The organism is Blastococcus sp. CT_GayMR19 (genome assembly GCF_004570385.1).
Taxonomy (GTDB): domain Bacteria; phylum Actinomycetota; class Actinomycetes; order Mycobacteriales; family Geodermatophilaceae; genus Blastococcus_B.
Genome location: NZ_SPQL01000014.1, coordinates 1 through 25,978, shown reverse-complemented (window position 1 = coordinate 25,978; position 25,978 = coordinate 1). Strand labels below are relative to the sequence as shown.

27 protein-coding genes are annotated in these 25,978 nt (G+C 73.0%); 16 read left to right on the top strand and 11 right to left on the bottom strand.

The annotated features are described in order from the left end of the window. Positions 1–19 precede the first annotated feature (19 nt). Positions 20–883: an amidohydrolase family protein gene (locus E4P39_RS17550; RefSeq protein ID WP_135137946.1), complete on the top strand. Its 864-nt coding sequence runs from the start codon at positions 20–22 to the stop codon at positions 881–883. A 63-nt stretch (positions 884–946) separates the two neighbouring features. Here E4P39_RS17550 and pcaC read toward each other — a convergent pair whose 3' ends face one another. The 5 genes from pcaC to pcaH all read right to left on the bottom strand — a co-directional run bounded on the left by pcaC (position 947) and on the right by pcaH (position 4,966). Further along, positions 947–1,348, bottom strand: a complete 402-nt coding sequence (gene pcaC, locus E4P39_RS17545; RefSeq protein ID WP_135137873.1) for a 4-carboxymuconolactone decarboxylase — start codon at positions 1,346–1,348, stop codon at positions 947–949. Next, positions 1,345–2,124, bottom strand: a complete 780-nt coding sequence (gene pcaD, locus E4P39_RS17540; protein WP_135137872.1) for a 3-oxoadipate enol-lactonase — start codon at positions 2,122–2,124, stop codon at positions 1,345–1,347. The genes pcaC and pcaD overlap by 4 nt, the downstream gene beginning before the upstream one ends. Then, a complete protein-coding gene (pcaB, locus tag E4P39_RS17535; protein ID WP_135137871.1) occupies positions 2,121–3,443 on the bottom strand; it encodes a 3-carboxy-cis,cis-muconate cycloisomerase in 1,323 nt (440 codons plus the stop codon). The genes pcaD and pcaB overlap by 4 nt, the downstream gene beginning before the upstream one ends. Before the next feature lie 55 nt (positions 3,444–3,498). After that, positions 3,499–4,065 carry a protocatechuate 3,4-dioxygenase subunit alpha gene (pcaG, locus tag E4P39_RS17530; protein WP_135137870.1) on the bottom strand — a complete coding sequence of 189 codons (567 nt, stop codon included), beginning with the start codon at positions 4,063–4,065 and terminating at the stop codon, positions 3,499–3,501. A 154-nt stretch (positions 4,066–4,219) separates the two neighbouring features. Beyond that, the gene (pcaH, locus tag E4P39_RS17525) at positions 4,220–4,966 is read right to left on the bottom strand and encodes a protocatechuate 3,4-dioxygenase subunit beta (protein WP_135137869.1); all 747 of its coding nucleotides are present in this window, start codon (positions 4,964–4,966) and stop codon (positions 4,220–4,222) included. A gap of 69 nt (positions 4,967–5,035) precedes the next feature. Between pcaH and E4P39_RS17520 the strand changes: the two genes are divergently transcribed. From E4P39_RS17520 to E4P39_RS17510, 3 genes are all read left to right on the top strand, one after another. Further along, the gene (locus E4P39_RS17520) at positions 5,036–5,812 is read left to right on the top strand and encodes an IclR family transcriptional regulator (protein WP_135137868.1); all 777 of its coding nucleotides are present in this window, start codon (positions 5,036–5,038) and stop codon (positions 5,810–5,812) included. Between the two features lie 50 nt (positions 5,813–5,862). Beyond that, complete coding sequence (locus tag E4P39_RS17515) at positions 5,863–7,035, top strand: 4-hydroxybenzoate 3-monooxygenase (protein WP_135137867.1); 1,173 nt, start codon at positions 5,863–5,865, stop codon at positions 7,033–7,035. An 88-nt stretch (positions 7,036–7,123) separates the two neighbouring features. Continuing rightward, entirely contained in the window at positions 7,124–8,539 is a 1,416-nt protein-coding gene (locus E4P39_RS17510) for a DUF2252 domain-containing protein (RefSeq protein ID WP_135137866.1), read from the top strand. An 18-nt stretch (positions 8,540–8,557) separates the two neighbouring features. Here the strand turns inward: E4P39_RS17510 and E4P39_RS17505 are convergent, their stop codons facing one another. Continuing rightward, entirely contained in the window at positions 8,558–9,328 is a 771-nt protein-coding gene (locus tag E4P39_RS17505) for a CPBP family intramembrane glutamic endopeptidase (RefSeq protein ID WP_135137865.1), read from the bottom strand. Between the two features lie 2 nt (positions 9,329–9,330). On the opposite strand from E4P39_RS17505, the gene E4P39_RS17500 reads away from it, so the two are divergent. The 4 genes from E4P39_RS17500 (at position 9,331) to E4P39_RS17485 (ending at position 12,413) form a co-directional block, all read left to right on the top strand. Then, complete coding sequence (locus E4P39_RS17500) at positions 9,331–9,720, top strand: hypothetical protein (protein ID WP_245159921.1); 390 nt, start codon at positions 9,331–9,333, stop codon at positions 9,718–9,720. A gap of 5 nt (positions 9,721–9,725) precedes the next feature. Continuing rightward, positions 9,726–9,911, top strand: a complete 186-nt coding sequence (locus E4P39_RS17495; protein WP_135137864.1) for a DUF6186 family protein — start codon at positions 9,726–9,728, stop codon at positions 9,909–9,911. Between the two features lie 142 nt (positions 9,912–10,053). After that, the gene (locus E4P39_RS17490; RefSeq protein WP_135137863.1) at positions 10,054–11,229 is read left to right on the top strand and encodes an acyl-CoA dehydrogenase family protein; all 1,176 of its coding nucleotides are present in this window, start codon (positions 10,054–10,056) and stop codon (positions 11,227–11,229) included. Then, positions 11,226–12,413, top strand: coding sequence for an acyl-CoA dehydrogenase family protein (locus E4P39_RS17485; protein ID WP_245159920.1), 1,188 nt, complete (start codon positions 11,226–11,228; stop codon positions 12,411–12,413). The genes E4P39_RS17490 and E4P39_RS17485 overlap by 4 nt, the downstream gene beginning before the upstream one ends. An 87-nt stretch (positions 12,414–12,500) precedes the next feature. Here the strand turns inward: E4P39_RS17485 and E4P39_RS17480 are convergent, their stop codons facing one another. Both E4P39_RS17480 and E4P39_RS17475 read right to left on the bottom strand, forming a co-directional pair. Next, the gene (locus E4P39_RS17480) at positions 12,501–13,391 is read right to left on the bottom strand and encodes an HDOD domain-containing protein (RefSeq protein WP_135137862.1); all 891 of its coding nucleotides are present in this window, start codon (positions 13,389–13,391) and stop codon (positions 12,501–12,503) included. Beyond that, on the bottom strand, positions 13,388–15,463 hold the full coding sequence (locus tag E4P39_RS17475) for an EAL domain-containing protein (protein ID WP_245159919.1): 2,076 nt from the start codon (positions 15,461–15,463) through the stop codon (positions 13,388–13,390). The genes E4P39_RS17480 and E4P39_RS17475 overlap by 4 nt, the downstream gene beginning before the upstream one ends. Before the next feature lie 237 nt (positions 15,464–15,700). Between E4P39_RS17475 and E4P39_RS17470 the strand changes: the two genes are divergently transcribed. From E4P39_RS17470 to E4P39_RS17435, 8 genes are all read left to right on the top strand, one after another. Continuing rightward, positions 15,701–16,618, top strand: coding sequence for a leucine-rich repeat domain-containing protein (locus tag E4P39_RS17470; protein WP_135137861.1), 918 nt, complete (start codon positions 15,701–15,703; stop codon positions 16,616–16,618). Positions 16,619–16,679: 61 nt separating this feature from the next. Continuing rightward, complete coding sequence (locus E4P39_RS17465; protein WP_348633824.1) at positions 16,680–18,317, top strand: Re/Si-specific NAD(P)(+) transhydrogenase subunit alpha; 1,638 nt, start codon at positions 16,680–16,682, stop codon at positions 18,315–18,317. Between the two features lie 5 nt (positions 18,318–18,322). Further along, positions 18,323–19,732, top strand: coding sequence for a Re/Si-specific NAD(P)(+) transhydrogenase subunit beta (pntB, locus tag E4P39_RS17460; RefSeq protein WP_135137859.1), 1,410 nt, complete (start codon positions 18,323–18,325; stop codon positions 19,730–19,732). 69 nt (positions 19,733–19,801) lie between these two features. Continuing rightward, a complete protein-coding gene (locus E4P39_RS17455) occupies positions 19,802–20,653 on the top strand; it encodes an MEDS domain-containing protein (RefSeq protein WP_167761926.1) in 852 nt (283 codons plus the stop codon). Then, positions 20,650–21,600 (top strand): sensor histidine kinase, encoded by a 951-nt coding sequence (locus E4P39_RS17450; RefSeq protein WP_135137857.1) that lies wholly within the window; start codon positions 20,650–20,652, stop codon positions 21,598–21,600. The genes E4P39_RS17455 and E4P39_RS17450 overlap by 4 nt, the downstream gene beginning before the upstream one ends. A 158-nt stretch (positions 21,601–21,758) precedes the next feature. Continuing rightward, positions 21,759–23,180, top strand: coding sequence for a cation:dicarboxylase symporter family transporter (locus E4P39_RS17445; RefSeq protein WP_135137856.1), 1,422 nt, complete (start codon positions 21,759–21,761; stop codon positions 23,178–23,180). 57 nt (positions 23,181–23,237) lie between these two features. Then, on the top strand, positions 23,238–23,825 hold the full coding sequence (locus E4P39_RS17440) for a GNAT family N-acetyltransferase (protein WP_135137855.1): 588 nt from the start codon (positions 23,238–23,240) through the stop codon (positions 23,823–23,825). Between the two features lie 45 nt (positions 23,826–23,870). Then, a complete protein-coding gene (locus tag E4P39_RS17435) occupies positions 23,871–24,311 on the top strand; it encodes a hypothetical protein (RefSeq protein WP_135137854.1) in 441 nt (146 codons plus the stop codon). On the opposite strand, the gene E4P39_RS17430 is transcribed toward E4P39_RS17435, so the two are convergent. From E4P39_RS17430 to E4P39_RS17420, 3 genes are all read right to left on the bottom strand, one after another. Continuing rightward, positions 24,308–24,703, bottom strand: a complete 396-nt coding sequence (locus tag E4P39_RS17430) for a hypothetical protein (protein WP_135137853.1) — start codon at positions 24,701–24,703, stop codon at positions 24,308–24,310. The two genes, E4P39_RS17435 and E4P39_RS17430, sit on opposite strands and share 4 nt — an antisense overlap. A 62-nt stretch (positions 24,704–24,765) precedes the next feature. Next, the gene (locus E4P39_RS17425) at positions 24,766–25,494 is read right to left on the bottom strand and encodes a DUF72 domain-containing protein (RefSeq protein WP_135137852.1); all 729 of its coding nucleotides are present in this window, start codon (positions 25,492–25,494) and stop codon (positions 24,766–24,768) included. A 102-nt stretch (positions 25,495–25,596) separates the two neighbouring features. Beyond that, positions 25,597–25,978: transglycosylase SLT domain-containing protein (locus tag E4P39_RS17420; protein WP_135137851.1), on the bottom strand; the 382-nt coding region annotated here is incomplete at its 5' end.

The window sequence follows — 25,978 nt, the reverse complement described above, 5'->3', positions numbered from 1 at the left end:
CGGGAGCCGCCGCATGGCCATCGACCTGGACGCGATCACCGCGATCGACGTGCACGTGCACGTCGAGCAGGACCTGCACGGATCGCTGTCGATGGACGACGAGTTGCTCGACGCGGCGGCGAAGTACTTCAAGGGCGAGCCGCACCACCCCACCGTGCCGGAGATCGCCGAGCACTACCGGGCGCTGAACATGGCCGCGGTGGTGTTCACCGTCGACTCGGAGCTGGCGACGGGGCATCCGACGCTGTCGAACGAGGAGATCGCGGGAGCCGCCGCCGAGCACGCCGACGTGCTCATCCCGTTCGGCTCGATCGATCCAGCCCGCGGCGCGGCGGGCATCCGGGAGGCACGGCGGCTCGTCACCGAGCACGGCGTCCGCGGGTTCAAGTTCCACCCGTCGATCCAGGCGTTCGAGCCGAACGACCGGCAGCACTACCCGTTCTGGGCGGAGCTCGAGGGTCTCGGTGTCCCGGCGCTCTTCCACACCGGGCAGACGGGCATCGGCTCAGGGCTGCCCGGCGGACGCGGGATCAAGCTGCGCTACTCCGATCCGATGCTGCTCGACGATGTCGCCGCCGATTTCCCGGGCCTGACGATCGTCATGGCACACCCGTCGGTGCCGTGGCAGGACGCCGCGATCTCCGTCGCCCAGCACAAGGCGAACGTCTACATCGACCTGTCGGGCTGGTCGCCGAAGTACTTCCCGCCGCAGCTCGTCCGGGCTGCGAACACGCAGCTCAGACAGAAGGTCCTCTTCGGGTCGGACTACCCGCTGCTCACACCGGAGCGGTGGCTGCGGGACTTCGCGGCCCTGGAGATCAAGGACGACGTCCGGCCGCTGATCATGAAGGACAACGCCGCCCGCGTCCTCGGTCTGACCTGACCGGGGACCTCCGGCGCGGAGAGTCCCCCGGGGTGACGTCGGAACTGTCGCGCAGAACGTCCGTCAGGCGGGGGTGCCGCGCAGTTCCTCGAGGATCGGGGCGGCCACCTTGAACGCATGGTTCGCGGCCGGGACGCCGGCATAGACGGCGGCGTGCTGGATGACCTCGGCGATCTCCTCGTCGGTCAGCCCGTTGTTCTTCGCCGCCCGCACGTGCAGCGCGAACTCCTCCCAGTGCCGCAGCGCGATGGTGATCGACAGCGTCATCAGGCTGCGGTCGCGGCGGGCGAGCCCCGGCCGCTGCCACAGGTCCCCCCAGGCCGTCCGGGTGATGAAGTCCTGGAAGTCGGCGGTGAACGGCGTCGTGCCGGCCACTGCTCGGTCCACCCAGGCGTCGCCGAGCACCTCCCGGCGGGTGGCCATCCCCGCCGCGCGACGCTCGTCGTCGGTCGTCGGCTCGCTCATCGGGTCCCTCCTGCCGCGTCGAAGTGGCCGAGCAGCGCACCGGTCACCTGCAGCGGCTGCTCGAGGTTGGCCAGGTGGGCGCCGGGGCTCACCGAGACGAGCTCCGCGCCCGGGATGGCGTCGGCGATCAGCTTCTGGTGCTCCGGCGGGAGGGCCGGGTCCTCCCACCCGCTGACCACCAGGGTCGGCGCGGTGATGCCTCGGATGTCCTCCCGCAGACCCAGGTCCGCGACCACCTCGCAGCAGGCCGCGTAGCCCTCGTCGTCGGCCGCCGCGATCATCCCCTCCAGCCGCGCGACCAGATCCGGATGCTCGGCGGCGTACTGCGGGGTCAGCCAGCGGCTGACCACGACCGGGGCCAGGGGGGCCGTGCCACCGGAGCGGGCCGCGGCGGCCCGGTCGAGGAACCCCTGCGGATCCGCCTTCGCCGACGTGCACAGCAGGGCGAGCCGGTCGACGCGCGCGGGCTCGCGGACGGCCAGCCGCATCGCGGTCATCCCGCCCAGCGAGAGCCCGGCGACGTGCGCCCGCTCCGCACCGACCTCGTCGAGGAGGGCGACCAGGTCGTCGACCAGATCGTCGAGCGTGTACGGCCCGGCCGGCGCCGGGGACTCCCCGTGCCCACGCGTGTCGTAGGTGACCACGCGGTACCGCTCGGCCAGGGCCGGTACCTGCGGATCCCACATGCCGCGGGTCGCCCCGAGGGAGTTGGAGAGGACGAGGACGGGGGCGTCGGCGGCCCCGTCCACGGTGTACGAGACGGCGACGGCAGTCATGGGGTTCCCTCGGTCAGGTAACGGTGTTCGGTCAGGACGGCGTCGACCTGCGCGCCCGCCTCGCCGACGTCCGGCGCGGAGGAGAGGGCGGAGAGGTCCAGGTCCGGCCGGCCGGCCAGCACCTCGGTCAGTGGCCGGCCGGTCTCCCGGGCCTGCTGCACGGCGTCGGCGGCGGCGTCGTGCGCCACGCCCTTGCCCAGGCTCGGTTCGAGCGCCGCCGCCAGGGCCCCGGCCAGCGCCCCTTCGCCCGACGCGGCCACGGTCGCCGCCATGCGGGCGGTGTCCACGCGCAGCGAGGCGAGGCTCTCGGCCAGCCAGGAGGACGCCGAGCCGACGGCCACGAGCAGATCGGTGAGGGTGGGCCACTCGCTGTGCCAGGCACCGGCCGCGCGCTCGTGCTCCTGCTCCATGGCACCGAGCAACGTGGCCACCAGGCCGGGCGCTCGGCGGGCACAGGCGCGGGCGGAGATCGCCGCGACCGGGTTGTTCTTGTGCGGCATGGCCGAGGAGCCTCCGCGGCCGTCGCTGACCTCGGCCAGCTCGCCGACCTCGGTCTGCGCCATCAGGACCACGTCCACCGCCACGGTGGCGACCACCCCGGCGGCGGCCCCCAGCGCGCCGGCCAGGTCCGCGATCGGCAGCCGCACCGTGTGCCACGGGCAGGCCGTGTCGGCCAGGCCGAGCTCGGCGGCCAGTGCTGACCGCAGGGCGACGCCGGAGCCCGAGCCCCCCGCGAGGGTGCCCACGGCTCCCCCGTACTGCACCGGCAGTGACGCGACCACCTCGGCCAGCCGCAGCCGGGCGCCGTCCAGGCCGCTGAGCCACCCGGCCGCCTTCAGCCCGAAGGTGGTGGGCAGTGCCTGCTGCATCAGCGAGCGGCCCATGACCACGTCGTCCCGGTGCCGCTCGGCGAGCCGGGCCGCCGCCTCGGCGGCGGAGACGAGGTCGGCGTCGATCTCGGCGATCGCGTTCCTCGCCAGGAGCACCAGGGCGGTGTCCAGGACGTCCTGGCTGGTGGCGTCCACGTGCACGGCGACGGCGTCCCGCGCGCCCACCGCGTCCTGCAGCACCCGCACGAGCGGCGGCACCGGATTGCCGGCGTCCGCCGCCCTCGCGACCACCGACGCCAGGTCGAGCCGCGCCGGGTCCGCGCAGGCGGCGGTCACCGCGTCGGCCGCCGTCGTCGGCACGAGGCCGAGCCCGGCCGCGGCGCGGGCGAGCCCGGCCTCCACCTCGAGCAGGGCACGGAACCATGCGTCGTCGGAGACGGCCGCGGCCGCTCCGCCACGCGCGAAGGTGCCGTCGAAGAGCCCGCTCACGCAGCTGTCCCGGTCACAGGGCTGTTCATACCCGAGCACCGTCCGGGCGGTGCGCTCATACCGCGAAGAACACGGTCTCGCGGTCCCCCTGGAGATGGATGTCGAGGCGGTAGCCGTCGTCGGTCGGCCGTGCGATCAGCGTCCGCCGCGCCGCATCGTCCGGCAGCGACCGCAGGACGACGTCCTCGGCGTTGGCCTCGGCCTCGTCGGCGAAGTAGATGCGCGTGACGACGCGGTCGAGGATGCCGCGGGCGAAGACCGAGACGTCGACGTGCGGCGCCTGCAGCCCGCCCTCGCCGTCGGGCACCCGCCCCGGCTTGAGCGTGCAGATCGCGTACTGCCCGCCGTCGACGGTGTAGGCGCGACCGAAACCACGGAAGCCTGGGAAGGCCGCGGCACCGCGGGGGTCGTCGGGATGGTCGAAACCGCCGTCCGGGTCGGCCTGCCAGGTCTCGACCATCGCGTCCGGGACGACGTCGCCGTTGCCGTCGAAGACGGTGCCGCGCAGCCAGATCGCGTCGGGGGCGTCGGGGGCGACGACGTACGGGCCGTCGTCCCAGGTGAGACCGATGGCCAGGAACGGGCCGATGGTCGCGCTCGGGGTGGTGCGCAGCTGCGCCATCACGCGACACCTCCGCGCGCGATTCCGGTCTCGATCCGGTCCTCGCTCCATGTCCACGGCCGCCTCCGCGGTCGCTCCGCTCCTCGCTCGTTCCTCGCTGCGATGCTCACTCCCTGTCGGCGGCCGCCTCGCTGCGATGCTCCCTCGACCGTCATCACGCGATGTCCCCGTCGTCCTCGGTCTCGAACGGCGTCTGGTCCTTGCCGCGCAGGACGATGTCCCACTCGAAGGCCAGCGCCCAGTTGGGAACCGTGCGCTCGTAGTCGAAGCGGCTGATCGCCAGCGGCCGGGCTGCCTCCGGGATGGCGTTGAAGATCGGGTCCTGGAAGAACAGCGGGTCGTCCGGGAAGTACATCTGGGTGACGAGTCGCTGCGTGAACGCCGTCCCGAACAGCGAGAAGTGGATGTGCGCCGGGCGCCAGGCGTTGTCGTGGTTGCCCCACGGGTAGGCGCCGGGCCTGATCGTCGTGAACTCGTAGCGGCCCTCGCCGTCGGTGAGGGTGCGCCCGAGGCCGGTGAAGTTCGGGTCGAGCGGTGAGGGCCAGTTGTCGACCACGTGCCGGTAGCGACCGCCGGCGTTGGCCTGCCACACCTCCACGAGCGTGTGCGGCACGGGCTTGCCGCCGCTGTCGAGGACACGGCCGTGGACGATGATCCGCTGCCCCTGGGGCTCGCCGTCGTGCTGCCGGGTCAGGTCGGCATCCGCCGCGGTGACGCGCCCCTCGCCCAGCAGCGGGCCGGTGACCTCGGTCAGCCGGTGGGGCAGGTCCACCGGGGCGCGCAGCGGGGCCCGCAGCCCCGTGCTCCGGTACCCCTCGAACGCGACGGGCGTGCGGTGCGCGTCGTCCTCACGCAGGTAGCGCGGCAGGTGGAGTTCGCTACGGATTGTGGTCCCGGTCATAGCCCGAAGGTACGGCCGACAGCTATGGTCCCCAAGCTGGAACTTCCGCTCGACGGAAGGGGATCCGCCATGGCCGGCCGCAGTGCGGCGCCGGGACGCTCGGTCACCTCCCGCGTCCTCAGCCTCCTCGACGTCTTCGACAGCACCTCGCCCCGGCTGTCCCTGTCCGAGATCTCCGAGCGTTCCGGCACGCCCCTCACCACCACCCACCGGCTGCTGGCCGAGCTCGCCGACTGGGGCGCCCTGGTCCGCCGTGCCGACGGCCGTTACGAGATCGGCCGCAAGCTCTGGGACCTCGGCCTGCTGGCTCCGGTGCAGATGGAGCTGCGCCAGATCGCGGCTCCGTTCATGCTCGACCTGCACACGACGATCCGGGACACCGTCCACCTGGCCGTGCGCGAGGAGCTCTCCGCTCTCTACGTGGAGCGCATCTCCGGGCGGGAGTCGGTGCCGATCGTCAGCCAGGTCGGCAGCCGGCTGCCGTTGCACGCGACCGGGGTGGGCAAGGTCCTGCTGGCCGCGGCCCCCGCGGACGTCGTCGACCGGGCGCTGCACTCACTGACCCGGCAGACGCCGCGCACGGTGGTGGAGCCGGGCCGCCTCCAGCGCGAGCTGGCCGACGTCCGCCGGCGGGGGTACGCCCGCACCTCCGAGGAGATGTCGCCGGGGGCCGCGTCCGTCGCCGTCCCCGTGCAGGTCGAGCGGGGCGGCGGAACGGTCGTCGTCGCCGCGCTCGGCGTCGTCGTCCCGCCCCACCGGCGCGACCTCGCCCGGCTGGCGCCGGTCCTGGAGGTGACGGCGCGCGGGATCGGGCGGGAACTGGCGCGCACCCGCGAGTTCCGCTGATCGGAGGGTGCGGGTTCCCCCGGCGACGTCGTCCCGGTCACACTCCCCCTGTGCGCACCCAGGTGGGAATCATCGGCGCAGGTCCGGCCGGTCTGCTGCTGTCGCGACTGCTGACGCTCCAGGGGATCGACTCCGTCGTCCTGGAGAACCGCAGCCGGTCCTACGTCGAGGCCCGGATCCGCGCCGGCATCCTCGAGCAGCACTCCGTCGACACCCTGACCGCCGCCGGGCTCGGGGACCGGCTGCACCGGGAGGGCCTGGAGCACCGCGGCATCTACCTGCAGTACACGGGCACCCGGCACAAGCTGGACTTCCCCGAGCTCTGCGGCCGCACCGTGTGGGTCTACGGCCAGACCGAGGTGGTCAAGGACCTGATCGCCGCCCAGCTCGACGGCGGCCCGCCGCTGCTGTTCGAGGTGTCCGACGTGACCCCCGAGGACGTCGACACCGACTCGCCCCGCATCCGGTTCACCGATGCCGACGGCGTGCCGCAGGTGCTCGGGTGCGACGTGATCGCCGGCACCGACGGCTTCCACGGCGTCTCGCGTCCGGTGGTCACCGAGCGCACCGAGGGCCGGCTGTGGGAGCGCACGTACCCCTACGCCTGGCTCGGCGTGCTGGCCGACGTCGCGCCGTCCACCGACGAGCTGATCTACGCGTGGCACCCCGACGGCTTCGCGCTGCACTCGATGCGCTCCCCGTCGGTCTCGCGGCTCTACCTGCAGGTCGATCCCGCCGAGAAGATCGAGGAGTGGTCCGACGACCGGATCTGGACGGCGCTGGCCACCCGCTTCTCCCTCGACGGCTGGGAACTGGAGACCGGGCCGATCACCGAGAAGTCGGTGCTCCCGATGCGCTCGTTCGTCAGCGCGCCGATGCGGCACAGGCGACTCTTCCTCGCCGGGGACGCCGCGCACATCGTCCCGCCCACCGGCGCCAAGGGGCTCAACCTTGCTTTGGCCGACGTCACGCTGCTCGCCACGGCGCTCGTCCGGCTGCTCAGGGAGCGGCAGACCGACCTCGTCGACGACTACTCCGACCGCGCGCTGGCCCGGGTCTGGCGCTGCACCCACTTCTCCTGGTGGATGACGTCGATGCTGCACCGCTCCGGCGACGACTTCGACGCCGAGCTGCAGCTCTCCCAGCTGCGCCGGGTCTGCAGCTCCGAGGCGGCCGCCCGCGAGCTGGCCGAGAACTACACCGGCCTCCCGATCGACGACTGACGCCGACCTTCCCGGAGCGGCGCGACGGCCGCACCAGGCGATCTGAAGGCGGGCCCGATCTCGCCGAAGGTCTGCCACCCTGACTCCCATGGCGGCCCCCCTCGGGCACACGGTGCTCGCGTCCACCGACGGAGCTGTGTTCGCGTCGCTGCGGCACGAGGCGATGTCGCGTGCGGAGCGGTACGCGATCGGGAGGCGACTCCGGCGCCAGGTGCCGCGTTCGGCGCTGGCGACCTGGAACGAGGACGACCGGGAGGCCGACCCCGTGCAGCAGGTGATCGCGGGGAACGAGGGCCGGGTGGACCGCCTCGTCCCCGTACGCATCGGGCGGATGGTCGCCAATCCGTTCGCCTTCCTCCGCGGTGCCGCCGCGATCATGGCCGCAGACTTCTCCCGGCTGCCCGCCACCGGCATCACACCGGTCATCTGCGGTGACGCGCACCTGGGGAACTTCGGCTTCTACGCCTCGCCGGAGCGCGACCTCGTCTTCGACCTCAACGATTTCGACGAGGCCCATCCCGGCGCCTGGGAGTGGGACCTGCGCCGGTTGGTTGCGAGCGTCCATGTCGCGGGCCGGCAGAACGGGTCGTCCGAGGACGAATGCGGCGCAGCGGTCCGTCGGTGCGTGACCTCCTACCGGGAGCACCTGTCACACCTCGCCGCACAGCCGCTGCTCGCCCGCGCCTACGACCGGCTGAACCTCGACCAACTGCACCGCACGGCCGTGGGCGCCGCCGCCCGGCGCGAGATCGCCGGCGCCGCCGCACGTGCCCGGAGGCGCACCAGTGACCGCGCGCTCCCCCGGTTCACCGAACAGCACGACGGCGGGCTGCGTCTGGTGGAGCAGCCGCCGCTCATCACCCGGCCGGACCCGGCGCAGTACGAACGCATCGCGGTCGCACTGGACGAGTACCTGCAGACCCTGCGGACGCAGTGGGCAGTCGTCCTCGGCGGATACCGGCTCGTCGACGCCGCCCACAAGGTCGTCGGGGTCGGATCGGTCGGGCTCCGCGCCTACATCGCCCTCTGCGAGGGGTCCGGTCCGAACGACGTGCTCTTCCTGCAGCTCAAGCAGGCACGGCGGTCCGTCGTCGCCCAGTACGTGCACGGCGACTCGGCGTGGCACGCCCACCAGGGGCAGCGCGTCGTGCAGTACCAGCAGGCGCTGCAGACGGTCAGCGACCCGCTGCTCGGCTGGACCACCGTCGGCGAGCGCCAGTACTACGTGCGCCAGTTCCGTGACATGAAGGGGGCCGTCGTCGTCGACGGGATCGACGCCGCCGCACTGGCCGACTACGCCGGCATCTGCGGGTTGCTGCTCGCCAAGGGGCACGCCCGGACGAGCGGCGCGTCGATGATCACCGGGTACCTCGGCGGGAGCGGTAAAGCCGACCGCGCGCTCTGCCTATTCGCGCGGCGATATGCAGACCAGACCGAACGCGACCACGCCGCTCTCCTCGCCGCCGTCGACCGCGGCCTGCTCCCGTGTGATCGCGGCGTCTGACCCGACGCCGTCTCGACGTCACCACGGAACCGGACGGCTCGACCGGTGCCGACCGAAGGATGCCCCGGCCCGTGCACCACGGCGGGCCGTCGCCACCGATGCCAGCAGGCCGCCCGTGTTCGCCGCCAGATGGAGCAACGCCGGAGCCAGGAGGCTGCCGCTGCGCACCCGGAGCCGGCCGAACAGGGCTCCGGCCGCCGCAGTGCCCGTGCAGCCGAGCAGCAGGGCGACGCGTCGGCCGGCCGCCGTCCGATCGGGTGCGTTGACCCGGATCGCGGCCGTGGTGGGCTGCACGTGCCAGAGGCCGAAGAGCGCCGCCCCCGCCGCCGCGGCGGCCCGGGGCGGCAGCTCGCGGCGCAGGGCCGCGTGCAGGACACCGCGGAAGGCGACCTCCTCCCACAGGACGGTGCCGACGGGGATGCGCAGGAGCGCCCGGTAGGCCACCGCGCCGTTCCCGAGACCGGCGACCCGGGCGTCGCGCAGGAGCGGGCGCAGGGAGGGAATCGCCGGACCGGCGGCCAGGCCGGACACGACCACCGCCGCGGCTGCGCCGCCCCATGCCGCCCCGGCCCGTAGCCGGTCGCCCGAGAGCCCGAGCTCGGCGCGGGAGAACCCGGCCGCCCGGGCGACCACGAGCAGGACGCCGGTGGCCGCGCCGTTGACCCCCTCGTACACCCCCGGCCGGTCCGGCAGCCGCGGGACCAGCACGTTGTTCCAGGCGGCGAGCACGAGCACCAGCGGTCCGGTGATCGACCGGGTCCCGCGGCGCGCGCGTGGACGACCATGCATCGGTGCGATCCTTCCGCCGCGTCGACCGGCTCGCCGCCGGGGTGTCCGGGACCGCTTGCGTGTGCGCCGTCGCCGTGTTCGGCGAGCTGTCGGCCGGTGCCCTCGTGGCCGTGGCGGCCACGGGGCTCCTCGTGGCCGGCGCGGGGCTCCTCCGGCGAGCGGGGGAAGCGGCCGCGCCGGTCGGCCGCAGCGCCCTGCCGTGGCTGGCGTGGCTCACCGCGCTCGCGGCATGGGAGGCCCTCGCCCTCGCCACCGACCGTGTCCCGGCACTCAGCGATCTGCTCGACCCGGTGCTCGCCCAGCCACTCGTCCGGGCCGCGGCCACGGCCGGCTGGCTGGCGGTCGGTGCCTGGCTGATCGGGCGTCCGCGTCACCGACGGCGGCCGGGGTGACGGGGATGCTTCCCGCCCTCGGCTACGGCCTGCTGCTGCTCGGCGCATTCGCGCTGGACGTGGCCGCCCGCACGCGGGGGCGCGGAGTGACGGCGGCCGATGCGGTGGCCGCCGCGATGCGGAGGACGCCGGGCCGCACCGTCGTCCTGCTCACCTGGCTGTGGGTCGGCGTCCACTTCCTCGCCCGGTGACGACGGCCCCTGCCGCGGCGATCGCGGGCCCGGCACGCCGACCCCGGCCCGGACCTACCGGCCGGTACGGAATGTGGGATCGTCCGAGTACACGTCGAGACGGCGCCCGCTCCCGTGGAGCCGCCGTCAGGAATGAGGACCGATGCGGTTGCAGCTGTCCCCGGAGCTCGAGGCCTTCCGGGAGGAGATGCGGACCTTCTTCACCACCCAGGTGCCGCAGGAGATCCGCGACCACGTCGCGGCCCACCGCGAGCTGGACAAGGAGGACTACGTCCGCGCCCAGCAGGTGCTCAACGCCGCGGGGCTCGCCGTGCCGCACTGGCCGGTGGAGTGGGGCGGCCGGGACTGGACGCCGCTGCAGCGCCACATCTGGCGCGAGGAGATGCAGCTGGCCTGCGTGCCCGAGCCGCTGGCGTTCAACGCCAGCATGATCGGCCCGGTGCTCGCGGCCTTCGGCAGCCAGGAGCAGAAGGAGCGCTTCCTGCCGAAGACGGCGAACCTCGACATCTGGTGGTGCCAGGGCTTCTCCGAGCCCGACGCGGGCTCCGACCTCGCCTCGCTGCGCACCACCGCCGTGCGCGACGGCGACGACTGGGTGGTCAACGGCCAGAAGACCTGGACCACCCTGGGCCAGCACGCCGACTGGATCTTCTGCCTGGTCCGCACCGACCCGACCGCGGAGAAGAAGCAGCGGGGCATCTCGATGCTGGTCTTCCCGATGGACTCCCCCGGCGTCACCCTGCGCCCGATCGAGCTGATCGACGGCGGCTTCGAGGTCAACGAGGTCTTCTTCGAAGACGTCCGGGTGCCCGCGGAGAACCTCGTCGGCGAGGAGAACCGCGGCTGGGACTACGCCAAGTTCCTGCTCGGCAACGAGCGCGTCGGCATTGCGCGCATCGGCGCCACCAAGCGGCTGCTGGTCCAGGCCAAGGAGCACGCGCGGGCGATCACCGTCGACGGCCGATCCCTGCTCGACGACCCGTTCATGGCCGCCCGGATCGCCGAGCTGGAGAACGAGCTGGTCGCCCTGGAGCTCACCGCGCTGCGGGTGGTCGCGGACTCCGCCGGCGGCAAGCAGAACCCGGCGTCGTCGGTGCTCAAGCTGCGTGGCTCCGAGCTGCAGCAGGCGGCCACCGAGCTGGTCGTGGACATCGCCGGCCCGCTGTCGCTCGCCTCGTTCGCCGACGAGGGCTCCGACGTGCCGGACTGGGCCCGCGCCGCGACACCGCACTACCTGAACTACCGGAAGGTCTCCATCTACGGAGGCTCCAACGAGGTGCAGCGCACCATCATCGCCGGCTCGATCCTGGGGTTGTGAGCAGAGAAGTGAACTTCGACTACGACAGCGAGCAGAACGACCTGCGCGAGGCGGTGCGCGGCCTGCTGGCCAGGGCGTACGCAGACAGCGAGCAGCGCCGCGCCGTCGTCGGGGCCGACCCCGGCTACGACGAGAAGACCTGGGCGCGGCTGGCCGAGATGGGCCTGCTCGGCCTGCCCTTCGCCGAGGAGGACGGCGGCATGGGCGCCGGCCCGATCGAGGTGGCGATCGTCGCCGAGGAGATCGGACGGGTGCTCGCGCCCGAGCCCTTCATCGAGACCGTGGTGCTGGCCGGGGGCCTGGTGGCCGCCGTCGGCACCGCGGAGCAGAAGGGCGAGATCCTCGCGGGCATCTCCGAGGGGACGACGCTCGCCGTGTTCGCGCACGCCGAGCCGCGCGCCCGTTGGACCCCGTCAGCCGAGGCCGTCACCGCCACGCAGCGCGGCGACGGCTGGACGCTGACCGGCGTCAAGGAGCCGGTGCCCAGCGGTGCCCGGGCCGACGTCCTGGTGGTCAGCGCGGTGTTGGCCGAGGATGGCGCCCCCGCCCGCACCGGGCTGTTCCTCGTCCAGGGGGACGCGACGGGCCTGACCCGTACCGGCTACCGGACCCACGACGGCACCCGGGCGGCCAACGTCCGCTTCGACGGGACGCCGGCCCAGCAGCTGGGTGGCAATGGCTCTCCCACCCACCCGGACCGGACCGCGGCCGTCGAGCGGGCCCTGGCCGAGGCGCGGATCGCCTACGGCCACGAGGCGATCGGCGCCATGGACACCGCCCTGCGGACCACGGCGGAGTACCTGAAGACCCGCAAGCAGTTCGGCGTCACCCTGAACAAGTTCCAGGCGCTCACCTTCCGGGCGGCCGACATGTACGTGTCCCTGGAGCTGGCCCGCAGCACCGCGCTGTGGGCGTCGATGGTGACCGACGCCGGCGGCGACGTCGTCTCGGCGGCGGAGCGCGCCCGGCTGCAGGTCAGCCGCGCGGGCCGGCACATCGGCAAGGAGGCCATCCAGCTGCACGGCGGCATCGGCGTGACCGCGGAGTACTCCGTCGGGCACTACACCAGCCGGCTCACCGCGATCGACCACGTCCTGGGCGACGGAGACTGGGCACTCGGCCGGCTCGCCGCCAAGGTCGACAGCTACGAGACGGTCGACCCGCTGGGCGCCCCGTACGCCTGAGCACCGTCCGCCCGGGGCCCCTGTCCGGCTTTCGGTACCGAAAGCTGCGCAGGGGCCCCGCGCTTTCGGTACCGAAAGCGTGGGGGGTCAGACGATCCAGTCCTCCGGGTCGGCCTCCGGGTCGTCCGGGGTCTCCCCGAGCATCGCCCGGCGGAGCTCGTCGGCGTCGGCGCGCACCTGGTCGAGGATCGGCACGAGGTCGTCCTCGCGCAGCTGCCCGCAGGTGAGCCGGACGATCGGCACGGGCTCGTAGTCCTCGGTGGTGAGCCGGGACGCGACCTCGAAGGCGCCGCGCAGCAGCCCGCCCTCCATCGACGTGTAGTCGTCCACCGACTTGAGCGGCAGGGTCATCGAGTGCGGGAAGCCCCACTGCTCGAGTGCCACCGAGGTGAGGCGGAGGCTGCTCAGGCCGTAGCGGCGGACCTCGGCCGCCCGGCGGCCGGTGAAGGTGGGCTCCGCCGCGACGATCTCCGCGTAGCCCTCCGGGTCGTTGTGGTGGAGCAGGGCGGCACCCATCTGGGCCAGCAGGCCGAGGCAGAGCGCGTCCTGGGGACGCTCGCCGAACCGGGGCGCCAGCGTCGAGGCGGCCAGCGCCAGGCTGGTCGTGCTCTCCCAGAAGTCCTCCGGCAGGCGCGACTCGTCGTCGAGGTTGGCCAGCGCGACGGTCGCCATGGTGCGGACCGTCGTGAACCCGACGACCGTGACGGCGAACTGCAGCGACGCCACCCGGCCGCGCATCCCGAAGTAGGCCGAGTTGGCCAGCTTCATGACCCGGCTGGCCAGGGCGACGTCGCCGGCGAGGATCAGGGCCAGCGCCTTGGCGCTGGTGTCGTCGGAGTTGGCCACCGAGACGATCTGGGCGGCGACCGGCCGCTGGGCCGCCATGGTGTCGATGCTCGCGAGGATCTGCTCGACGTCGAAGGCCGGCGTCGTCGGCGGCAGGTCCGATCCCGGCACGGGCAGGTAGGTGACAGTCATCGGGAAGTCTCTCCTCGGGCGGCGTACCAGGCCGCGATATGGCCGCCGGTCATCGGCTTGGCGAGCATGAAGCCCTGCAGGAAGTTGGCGCCGAGGCGGGAGAGCTCCTCGGCCTGTTCGGCCGTCTCCACGCCCTCGGCGACGGTGCTGAGGTTGAGGTTGCGGGCCAGCGCGATGACGGCCGAGGCGATCTCGGCGTGTCCGTCGGCCAGTTCCGCGACGAAGGACCGGTCCACCTTCAGGCAGTCGACCGGCAGGTGCCGCAGGTAGGCCAGCGACGAGTACCCGGTGCCGAAGTCGTCGATCGCCAGCTGGACGCCGAGGTCGCGCAGCTGCTGCAGGACCTGGCGCGCCGACTCCGGGTCCTTCATCAGGGCGGACTCGGTGATCTCGATCGAGATCCGGGACGCGTCCAGCCCGTGGCGGGCGAGCGCGGCCGCCACGTGACCGTGCAGGTTGTCGTCCAGCTGCAGGGCCGACACGTTGACGTTGGCCCGCCCCACCGTGACGTCGCCCAGGAGGTGGTCCCACTCGGCCAGCTGGCGGCAGGTCTCCTCGAGCACCAGCAGGCCGAGCGCCGCGATCAGGCCGCTCTCCTCGGCCAGCGGGATGAACGTGGCCGGGCTGATCGGGCCGCGCTCGGGGTGGTTCCACCGCGCGAGCGACTCGACGGCGACCGGCTCGTGGTCGTCGATGCCGAAGATCGGCTGGTAGTACAGCGTGATCTCGCGCCGCTCGATGGCGTCCCGCAGGTCGGCGACCAGCCGCAGCTTGTCGCGGGCCTCGGCGCGGGCCTGCTGGTCGAGCACGGTGACCCGGCCCTTGCCGCCGGCCTTCGCCTGGTACATCGCGATGTCGCAGTCGCGGATCAGCTCGTCGGCGGCCTCGTGCTCCGCCGTCTGCACCGTGACGCCCACGCTCGCGTAGGGCCGGATGTCGACACCGCCCAGGCGCATCGGCCTGGCCAGCGCGATCGAGACCCGGCCGGCCAGCGCGACGGCGTCCTCCTCGTCGACGTGCTCGCACACGACGACGAACTCGTCACCACCGAACCGGGCGACGAGGTCACCCGGGCGGACCGTGGCCCGCAGCCGGTCGGCCACCTCGACGAGCAGCTCGTCGCCGGCGGTGTGACCGAGGGAGTCGTTGACGACCTTGAAGTTGTCGAGGTCGAGGAAGAGGCAGGCCAGGCCGCTGGTGCCGGGGTGGAACCGCTCCGCGACGTACTGCGCCAGGAGCGTGCGGTTGGGCAGGCCGGTCAGCGGGTCGTGGTTGGCCTGATGCGCGAGCTTGGTCTCGAACGCGAGCCGGTCGGTGATGTCCTCGATCGTCCCGACGAATCCGGCGCCGACGCCGGGGGTGAACAGGTGGGCGAACCGGATGACGGTCGTCCGGACGGTGCCGTCGTCGCGCACCAGGCGGGCCTGGGTCTCGACCTCGTCACCGTCGAGAGCGGCGGCGACCTGCTCGATCACGCCGTCGAGGTCGTCCTCGTGGATGGTGTTGATCCAGCCGGTGCCCAGGAGCTGCTCGGCGCGGAGCCCCACCAGGCTGCAGAACGCGTCGTTGACGTGCGCCAGGCGCATGCCCTGCTCCGAGAGCAGGGTGGGGACCGGCGACCGCTCGGTGAGGGCGGAGAAGCGCCGCTCGTGCGCGTCGGCGGTGGCACGCAGGGCGCGCTCCTGCTCGTTGGCCGTCGAGATGATGCGCAGCGTCCACATCCGGCCGCTGGGTGCCGGCGTGGTCATGACCTCGGTCTCCAGGACCGCACCGCTGGCGGTCCGGACCGGCAGGGTCATCCGCGCGGCCCGCTCGCGGCGCAGCAGCAGCTTCAGCTCGCCGCCCCCGAGGGTGGGGAAGAGCTGCTCCACCGGGAGGGAGCGCAGGTCGTCGAGGCCGTAGCCGAGGAGCTGGACGGCGCCCTCGTTGCCCCAGGTGAGGCGCTGGGTGCCCCCGACCGTCTCGGCGACGACGAGGGCCAGGCTGTCGCTGACCGTGGCGCTGTAGAAGACCGTGGAAACGATCTCCGACGGGACGTAGTCGCCGTCGGGAACGCTGATGCTGGCGGACACGGTCCTCCCCTCGGTTTTCACCTCGACGCCACCGGTCGGCGGTGTCCCGACCTCCTTCGGCCGGTCGGGGGCCCGACTTTCACCCGAACGTGCTCGCACCCCCCCTTCGGGGGAGACGACGCGGGAATCCCGTGACCGCGCGTGACGATCGGGCGGGAGCCCGTGCCCCGTTCGGCGCGTCAGTGGCGAGACGCGGTCGCGCCGGAACTAGCCTCCGGCGTCAGGAGGTACCGAACCGTGACGACGAGTGCCCGCCGGACCGCGGCGGCCGCGACAGCCCTGGCGCTGCTGACCAGCCTCGCCGCGTGCGCTCCGCCGAACTCCGGGGAACCGGCGGGCCCGGGCCCGACGGTGCAGCAGGTGGTCGCCGACCCCGCGCTGGCCGCCTGCCTGGCTGCGGCCCTCGGCCTCCCCGACGCCACCGCGGTGGTCCCGTACGACGCCCTGGGCGCGGTCACGGAGCTCACCTGTGACGGGCAGACCTCGGCGCACGGCCCGATCCGATCGCTGGCCGGGCTCGAGCAGCTGCCGGAGCTGAACGAGCTCGACGCGCCCCGCAACGAGATCAGCGACCTCACGCCACTGGCCTCGCTGCCGCGCCTGGGCACGCTCACCCTGACCAGCAACGCGGTGAGCGACCTGGCCCCGCTGGCCGGACTCCGGCTGTTCGACCTCGGGCTCTCGCAGAACCCGGTCGGCGACCTCACCCCCCTCACCGGGACGACGACGCTCAACGCCCTGGGCGTGGCCGGGGCGCAGGTCACCGACATCGGTGCGCTCGCCGGGCACGACGCCCTCCGGACGCTGGATCTGAGCGGGAACGCGATCACCGACGTCGCCCCGCTGGCGGGCCTGCCCACCCTGGACACCCTCGACCTGGCGCTGAACCGGATCGCCGACCCCACGCCCCTGGGGACGATCCCGACGCTGCTGATCCTCGACGTCTTCGGCAACCAGATCACCGACCTCCGGGGACTGGCCGACGCCCCGCTCCTCCAGCAGCTCCAGCTCGGGGCGAACCCGATGACCGACCTCACGCCCCTGCTGCGGGTGCGCTCCCTGGGAAATCTCGGGCTGGACGAGACGGATGCGACCCTGCTGACCGGCATCGACGAGCTGCGCGCCGCCGGGGTCCACGTCAACGGCCTCGCCTGATCTGATCTCACATCACGGTCACATCTGCGGACCCACGCGGGATCGCGCGGCCCCACCAGGCATGATCCGGTCACGCACCGAGAAACCCAGCACCGCGCACGGCCCAACGACCCGCCGGTGGCGGGTGGGCGTCGACGCCCATCCGCCGAGGATTGGAGCGCCCACGTTGCACATCGGAGTGCCTCGCGAGAACAAGGCCCGGGAGACGCGGGTGGCCGCCACCCCGGAGACGGTCACCAAGCTGGTCGGGCTCGGGTACGACGTCGTCGTCGAGACGGGGGCGGGCGCGGCCAGCAGCTTCCCGGACGAGGCCTATGCCGGGGCGGGCGCTGCCGTCGGCACGGCGGCCGAGGCGTGGGAGGCCGACGTCGTCCTCCGGGTCAACGCCCCGGCGGCCGACGAGATCGGCCGGCTGCGGGACGGCGCCGTTCTCATCAGCCTGCTCAGCCCGGCGCTGAACCCCGACCTCGTCGACGCGCTCGCCCAGCGGCCGATCACGGCGCTGGCGATGGACGCCGTCCCCCGCATCTCCCGCGCCCAGTCGCTGGACGTGCTCAGCTCGATGGCCAACATCGCCGGTTACCGCGCGGTGATCGAGGCGGCCCACGTCTTCGGCCGCTTCTTCACCGGGCAGGTCACCGCGGCCGGCAAGGTGCCGCCGGCGAAGGTGCTCGTCGTCGGTGCCGGCGTCGCCGGCCTGGCCGCCATCGGTGCGGCCAGCAGCCTCGGGGCCATCGTGCGCGCCACGGACGTCCGGCCGGAGGTCGCCGAGCAGGTGCGCTCCCTGGGCGGCGAGTACGTGGCCGTGCCCGCCGGCGAGCAGGAGGTCAGTTCCGACGGCTACGCGCGGGAGATGGGCGAGGACTTCAACCGCCGCGCCGCCGAGATGTACGCCGAGCAGGTCCCCGACGCCGACATCGTCATCACCACCGCCCTGATCCCGGGGCGCCTGGCGCCGCTGCTGATCACCGAGGAGATGGTCGCGTCGATGAAGTCCGGCAGCGTGATCGTCGACATGGCCGCCGCGCAGGGCGGCAACGTCGCGGGCTCGGTGGCCGACGAGATCGTGGTGACCCCCGATGGGGTGTCGATCATCGGCTACACGGACCTGCCCGGCCGGCTGCCCGCCCAGGCATCGCAGCTCTACGGCACCAACCTGGTCAACCTGATGAAGCTGCTGACCCCGGAGAAGGACGGCCGGCTCGTCCTCGATCTCGACGACGTCGTGCAGCGGTCGATGACCGTCGTGCACGAGGGAAGGAAGACCTGGCCACCACCACCGGTCCAGGTGTCCGCCGCGCCCGTCCAGGCCCCCACCGTGGCCGTGGAGAACGTCCGTCCCAAGGCGCCACCACCGCCGTCCCGGAAGTTCATGGTGGTCGGGGTGGCGGCCGCACTGCTGTTCGCGATCACCGCGTTCTCCCCGAACGAGCTGATCCAGCACTTCACGGTCTTCGCTCTCGCGGTCGTCGTCGGCTACTACGTGATCGGGCACGTGCACCACGCCCTGCACACCCCGCTGATGTCGGTCACCAACGCGATCTCCGGGATCATCGTCGTCGGCGCCCTGCTCCAGATCGGCCACGACGACCCCGTGGTCACCACCCTGGCCTTCATCGCGATCCTGCTGGCCAGCATCAACGTCTTCGGCGGCTTCGCCGTGACCCGCCGCATGCTCGGCATGTTCACGAGGGGCTGAGCCACATGACCGCTACGACCGCCGCCTTCGCGGCCTACATCGTCGCCGGACTGCTGTTCATCCTGAGCCTGGCCGGGCTGTCGAGGCACGAGAGCGCGAAGGCGGGCAACACGTTCGGCATGGCCGGCATGGCGATCGCCCTCGTGGCGACCATCGGGCTCGCGTCGCGCAGTGTCTCGGCGCTCGGGATCGGACTGCTGGCCGTCGCCGTCGTGATCGGGGCCGCCATCGGCCTCTGGCGCGCCCGGCAGGTCGAGATGACGGGCATGCCCGAGCTGATCGCGATCCTGCACAGTTTCGTCGGTCTCGCCGCTGTCCTGGTCGGCTGGAACGGCTACCTCTCGGTCGAGGCGAACCTGGCGGAGCAGACGGAGGTCACCGGCAGCCTGCTGGGCATCCACTCCGCCGAGGTCTCCATCGGCGTCTTCATCGGCGCGGTCACCTTCACCGGCTCGATCGTCGCCTTCCTCAAGCTCTCCGGGCGGATCAAGTCCAACCCGCTGATGCTGCCGGCCCACAACCTGCTCAACCTCGGTGCCCTGGTCGCCTTCGTCGTCCTCACCGTGGTCTTCGTCCTCGAGCCCAGCCTGCTGATCCTGTCGCTCCTCACGCTGATCGCGCTCGCCCTCGGCTGGCACCTGGTCGCGTCGATCGGCGGTGGTGACATGCCGGTCGTCGTCTCGATGCTCAACAGCTACTCCGGCTGGGCGGCGGCCGCCTCGGGTTTCCTCCTGGGCAACGACCTGCTGATCATCACCGGTGCACTGGTCGGGTCCTCGGGTGCCTACCTCTCCTACATCATGTGCCGGGCCATGAACCGGTCGTTCATCTCGGTCATCGCGGGCGGGTTCGGCAACGAGGGCGCCGCCAGCACCGACGACCGCGACTACGGCGAGCACACCGAGATCGACGCCGAGTCGGTCGCCGAGCTCTTGAAGGACGCGTCGTCGGTCGTCATCACCCCGGGCTACGGCATGGCCGTCGCCCAGGCCCAGAGCGCGGTCGCGGAGCTGACCCGCCACCTGCGCGACAAGGGCGTCGACGTCCGCTTCGGCATCCATCCGGTCGCCGGCCGTCTCCCGGGGCACATGAACGTCCTGCTGGCCGAGGCGAAGGTGCCCTACGACATCGTCCTGGAGATGGACGAGATCAACGACGACCTGGCGGACACCGACGTCGTCCTCGTCATCGGCGCCAACGACACGGTCAACCCCGCGGCCACCGAGGACCCGTCGAGCCCGATCGCCGGCATGCCCGTGCTGAAGGTGTGGGAGGCCGAGCGCGTCGTCGTCTTCAAGCGCTCGATGAACACCGGCTACGCCGGCGTGCAGAACCCGCTGTTCTTCCGGGAGAACAGCCGGATGCTCTTCGGCGACGCGCGCGAGCGCGTGGAGGACATCCTCCGGGCGCTGTGAGACTCCCCTCCGGGGGGACACTCCAGGCGGCCCTGTCCCCGCCCACCGAAGCGGCCTACCGTGGGGTTCGTGCGCACCCATGGCCGAGTCGTCGAGGTCCCGGAGCCGGGTCCCGCCGACCATGTCTGCTGGGTCTACGACGACCCGCGCGACCTGGCCACGGCCGCCGCCCGGTTCCTCGCCGGCGGGCTGGCGCGCGGCGAGCGCCTGATGGTCGTCGGCGACGGGATGATCGAGAGCCTGGACCGGGACACCCTCCCGTTCGGCGGCACGGACACGCTCCTGGCCACGGGCGCGCTCCAGGTCCTCGACCACGCCACGGTCTACGACGGCACCGGCCGGTTCACGCCGGCGCAGCAGCTCGCCTTCTACGACGCGGCCGCCCGGAAGGCGCTCGACGACGGGTTCACCGGTCTGCGGGTGGCCGCCGAGGTCAGCGCCCTGGCCGCCGACCCGGTGAGCCGGCCCGCTCTCGTCCGCTGGGAGCACCTGGCGGACGACCTGATGGCCAGCGGCTCCGGGTTCACCGCGCTGTGCGCCTACCGGGCGGACCTGGGCCGTGAGGCGCTGACCGAGGTCGCCTCCGTCCATCCCGTCGTGCGCGCGCCCGAGGGTGTCCCGCCGTTCCACGTCTTCCACGACCGGGACCGCGTGGTCCTGACCGGGAGCGTCGACGCCTTCACCGCGACCCGCCTGAGCCGGGTGCTCGCCGAGTCCCCGGCCGCCCGCCCGTCCATGGTCCTGGACCTCGGCCGGCTGGAGTTCGTGGACGTGGCCGGCTGCCGCGTGCTGGCCCGTTGGGCCCAGGGGCTGGGCGGACCCCTGCGGGTGACCGGGGCCTCCGGGCTGGTCCAGCGGATGTGGCGGCTGCTGGGGCTCGACGCCGTGGCCCCCGTGACGTTCGAGGGGCTCCGCGCATGACCGCGCTGCTGGGCGAGGTGGTCCCTGCCGGTGGGTTCGAGCACGAGGTGCTGTTCTACCGGGACGACGAGAGCTTCCTGGCCGGCCTCGTGCCGTTCATCCGCGAGGGACTCGAGCGCGACGAGGCGGTGATCGTCGCCGAGCCCCGTCCCCGGATGGAGCTGCTGCGCGACGCGCTCGGCGACGACGCCGTCGCCGTCTCCTTCCTCGACATGGCCGAGATCGGCGCGAACCCGGCGCGGATCATCGGGGTGTGGGCGGCGGCGCTCGAGAAGCACACGGAGGCCGGTCAGCGGCTGCGCGGGATCGGTGAGCCGGCCTTCCACGGCCGCCGCGAGCTCGAGTTCGTCGAGTGCCAGCTGCACGAGCAGCTGCTCAACGTCGCCTTCGACGGCGGCCCCGCCTGGCGGCTGCTCTGCCCCTACGACGAGGTGCGGCTCCCCCGCGCGGTGGTCCGGGCGGCCCTGCACACCCATCCGATCCGCACCACCGTCGCCGACCGCTTGCCCAGCGACTCCTACGCCCGCGACGGGCACCTCGACGCGTTCGCGGCGCCGCTGCCGAAACCGACCGACGCCGTCCTGCGCGGCGGCTTCGGCCCGGACGACGTGCCGGCCACCCGCCGCACCGTCGCGCAGTACGTCCGGCGCGTGGGCCTCCCCGAGGAGCAGGTCCAGATCCTGGAGCTGGCCGCCTCGGAGCTGGCCACCAACAGCATCCGCCACGGCGGGGGTGCCGGGACGGTGGCCATGTGGCTGGAGCCCGGTGCCGTCGTCATCGAGTTCAGCGACTCGGGCCACCTCGCCGACCCCCTGACCGGCCGGCTCACGCCGCCGCTGGACTCCGTGGGCGGTCGCGGCCTCTACCTGGTGCACCAGCTGTGCGACCTGGTGCAGGTCCGGTCCTCCCCAGCCGGGACGACGGTGCGCGTTCTCACCTGGCTCTGATCGGCTGCCGGCGGCGCGCTACCGGTTGCGGTCCGGCGCCGGGCCGCGAAACGTAGCGGGTACACACCCGACCCCGTGGCACGCCTCCCGTCCTCCGCCGTCGCCCCGTGCGCCTCGAAGGGCGGCCCGCGCTCCCGGCCGCACCACGAGGAGCCGTCATGGCAGCAGGAACCGAGTCGACGGAAGCAGCGCCCGCCAAGCGAGCCGACCGGACCCACTGGCTCTACATCGCGGTGATCGTGGCGGTCCTGCTCGGCATCGCCGTCGGGTTCGCCTTCCCGGAGTTCGCGGTGGGCCTCAAGTGGCTCGGCACCGCCTTCGTCGGGCTGATCCGGATGCTCATCGCCCCGGTCATCTTCTGCACGATCGTCCTGGGCATCGGGGCGATCCGGCAGGCGGCGAAGGTCGGCCGGATCGGCGGCCTGGCCCTGGGCTACTTCATCCTGATGTCCACGGTGGCGCTGGCCATCGGGCTGGTGGTCGGCAACATCGTCAGCCCCGGCGACGGTCTCGAGCTCTCCGACGAGCTGCGCGGTCAGGGGTCGGCCCTGGCCGAGACCGCCGAGGAGGGCGGGAGCACCGTCGACTTCCTGCTCGGGCTGATCCCGACGACGCTGTTCTCGGCGCTGACCGACGGCTCGGTGCTCCAGGCCCTGCTCGTCGCACTCCTCGTCGGCTTCGCGATCCAGGCGATGGGCCGGGCCGGCGAGCCCGTGCTGCGGGGCATCGGCCACCTGCAGCGGCTCGTCTTCCGCGTCCTGGCGATGATCATGTGGGTGGCGCCGATCGGTGCCTTCGGGGCGATCGCCGCCGTCGTCGGCGAGACCGGCGTCGACGCACTCAAGAGCCTCGCGGTGATCATGCTGGCCTTCTACGTCACCTGCGCGATCTTCGTGCTCGTCTTCCTCGGACTGATCCTGAAGGTGGTCACGGGGATCAACGTCTTCACGCTGCTCAAGTACCTCGCCCGCGAGTTCCTGCTCATCGTGTCGACGTCGTCGTCCGAGACGGCGCTGCCGCGGCTCATCGCGAAGATGGAGCACGCCGGCGTGAGCCAGCCGGTCGCCGGCATCGTCGTCCCGACCGGGTACTCGTTCAACCTGGACGGCACGGCCATCTACCTGACCATGGCCTCGCTCTTCATCGCCGAGGCACTGGGCGACCCGCTCTCGATCGGCGAGCAGATCGCGCTGCTCGCCTTCATGATCATCGCCTCGAAGGGCGCGGCCGGGGTCACCGGCGCCGGGCTGGCCACGCTCGCGGGCGGCCTGTCGGCGCACAAGCCCGAGCTGCTCGACGGCGTCGGGCTGATCGTCGGCATCGACCGGTTCATGTCCGAGGCGCGGGCCGTCACCAACTTCGCGGGCAACGCGATCGCCTGCCTGCTGGTCGCCACCTGGACCAAGGAGATCGACCGCGAGCAGCTCGACGCCGTGCTGGCCGGGGACCGGCCCTTCGACGAGGCCACCATGCTCGACGACGACGGCCACGGCGGCGGCTCCAGCGACGACACCCTGGCGGACCTGGAGGACCACCCACGACTCGAGCAGGCCGACGCGGCGAAGTCCGCACGGCCCTGACCCCGTCGCGGCCGGGGGGCTTGCCCTCCGGCCGACCGTCTTCCACAGTCCCGGGTCATGGCCGACCAGCCGGGCGCCGCCGGGACAGCGGTGCACGACTGCACGCCGGACCGCTGGCCCGACGTCGAGGCGGTCTTCGCAGGCCCCGGTGACCCCGGCCGGTGCTGGTGCCAGTGGTTCTACCGCGGGGCCCGGATCGAGCGCGCCTTCGCCGACCGGAACCGCGAGGCGCTGCGGGACCAGGTCGCCGAGCGGACGCCCGGCGTCCTCGCCTACGTCGCGGTCGAGCCGAGCGGCTGGTGTTCCGTCGCGCCGCGGCCCACCTACACCCGGCTGCTCCGCTCGCGCGCGCTCGCCGGCACGCCGCCGCAGGAGCTCGCGGACCCGTCGGTCTGGTCGGTCACCTGCTTCGTCGTCCGGCGTCCCGCCCGCCGGCGCGGGCTGAGCGGACTCCTGCTCGCCGCGGCGGTGGACCTGGCCCGCCGTTCCGGAGCCGCAGTCGTGGAGGGCTACCCGGTGGACGCCGCCCCGCCCGTCCCCGCCGCCGGCCTCTACCCCGGGCCGCTCCCGGTCTTCCTGCGGGCCGGCTTCACCGAGGTGCGCCGGACGCCGCGGGGCCGGCCGGTGGTGCGGCTCACCCTCTAGGGTGCACCGGTTGCGGCGGGGGCCCCGGTCACGGACGGTGGGGGCGTGGACCCTTTCCGGGGGCTCGGGATGCCCCGCATCCCCGGGCTCAGCGAGCTCCTGAGCATCCTGCAGACCCAGACCGAGGCGCTGTCCCAGCTACCGCGCACGTTGAGCGACCTCACCGGGACCGTCCGCGAGCTCACCGAGGCGACGACGATCGCGAGGGAGACCATCGCGTCCGCGCAGCGGATCGCCGAGCGCCTGGAGGTCCTCGTCGACGAGCTGGAGGAGCCGGTCCGGGCGCTGCGGCCCGGGATCGAGCGCGTCGGGAAGGTGCTGGACGACCCGGCGGTCGACACCGTCCCGGACACTTTGCGGCGGATCAACGAGGACCTGCTGCCGCTGATCCACGGCCTGCGGCAGGCCCAGGCGCGGGTCGGCTCGGTGACCGGGCTGCTCCGCCGACGTCCGCGGGACGAGGAGGTCTGGCCCGACGAGCCCTAGGCCGGATCGGCCCGGTCGCCCCCGTCACGGCGGACGAAGTCACCCACGGCCTCCTCGAGGCGGGCCCACGTCGAGCTCCATTCCACGAGCGGGTCGAGGATCCGCTCGAACACGGCCATCTGCTGATCGAAGGCCTCCAGCTGGCCCTGCATCGCCGCGATCGACTGCCGCTGGGCCCGCACCGCCTGCGCGATCGCCTTCAGCTGCGCCGCGGACATGGCGCCGGGCGGGCTGGGCAGCGCGGGCAGGTGCAGCCTGGAGGGGACGGCGCCCGCGAGGGAGCGGGCGCGGTCACTGAAGCCGCGGAGTTGATTCACGAACTCGTCGATCGACCGGCCGACCAGACCGGTCGGACCGGCCTCGGGGCCTGCGCCTTCCTGCTCACCTGCCATGCGATCGACCGTAGGGCGCGGAGCCCCCGGCGGCGAACCCGGGACCGGCACCCCCGCGGCGGTCAGGCGCCCACGAGCTCCCGGAGCCGGAGGGCGTTCCGGACGGCGTGGCCGTGGCCGTCGTTGTTGAAGTACACGAACACGTCCCGGCCCGAGCCGGCCCACTCCCCCACCCGGTCGGCCCACCAGCGGAGGTCGGCCTCCCCGTAGGACCCGGCATAGAGGGAACCGGTGTCGGGGCCGTGCATCCGGACGTAGACGAACGACGCGGTCGCCCGCAGGACGCAGGGCAGGTGCGCCCCGCTCATCACGCAGTAGGCCGCCCCGTGCCGCTCCAGCAGCGCGTAGACCGCCTCGTCGTGCCAGCTCCCGTGCCGGAACTCGACGGCGACCCGCATCCACGGCGGCAGCCGGGAGAGCACGTACTCCAGGCGGACGTCGTCGCGCGGGTGCCCCGGGTGCAGCTGGAGCAGCAGGACCGCCCGGCGGTCGCCCAGTTCGTGCCACGCCGACGTGAGCCGTGGGAGCCACGGCTCCGGCGCGTACAGCTTCCTGGCGTGCGTCAGCCCGCGCGGCGCCTTGACCGACAGCGAGAACCCGGGGGGCAGCCGGCGTCGCCAGCTCGCGAAGCTCGCGTCCCGGGGCCACCGGTAGAAGCTGGCGTTGAGCTCGACCGTCCCGAACCGCCGCACGTAGTGCGCCAGCCGGTCCCGCGGCGGGGTGCCGGGCGGGTAGAGGACGCCGTCCCAGTGGTCGTAGCTCCACCCCGACGTCCCGATGTGCACGCTCACGAGGCAGCGCTACCCGGCTCTGGGGGCGTTGTTCATGCTTCCGGCGTCCGGCAGAACCCCCACGTCAGGGACGACGCCCCCAGAGCGAACAGGTCCGGCCGCTCAGTACCAGCCCTTCGCCTGCGAGTGGGCCCACGCACCGCAGGGCGAGCCGAAGCGGTTCTGGATGTAGATGAGACCGGCGTCGATCTGCCGGTAGCCGTCGGAGGTCTTGGCGATGCCTGTCCCGGCCCACGTGGAGTTCAGGAACTGCGCGATCCCGTAGGCGGTGCTCGACGGGTTCTGCGCGTTGGGGTTCCAGCCGCTCTCCTTGCCCCACAGGTTCTCCAGGCAGGTGAACTCGCTGCCGCTGCCGCCGAGCTTGCCCATGGCGTACTCCTGGTAGGAGCCGGCCGGCGCGACGGGCGCGGACGTGCCCCGTCCCGGGCCCGCCGCGGCCGCTGCGGCCTCACCGGCGCGAGCGGCCTCGGCCCGGGCGGCCTCC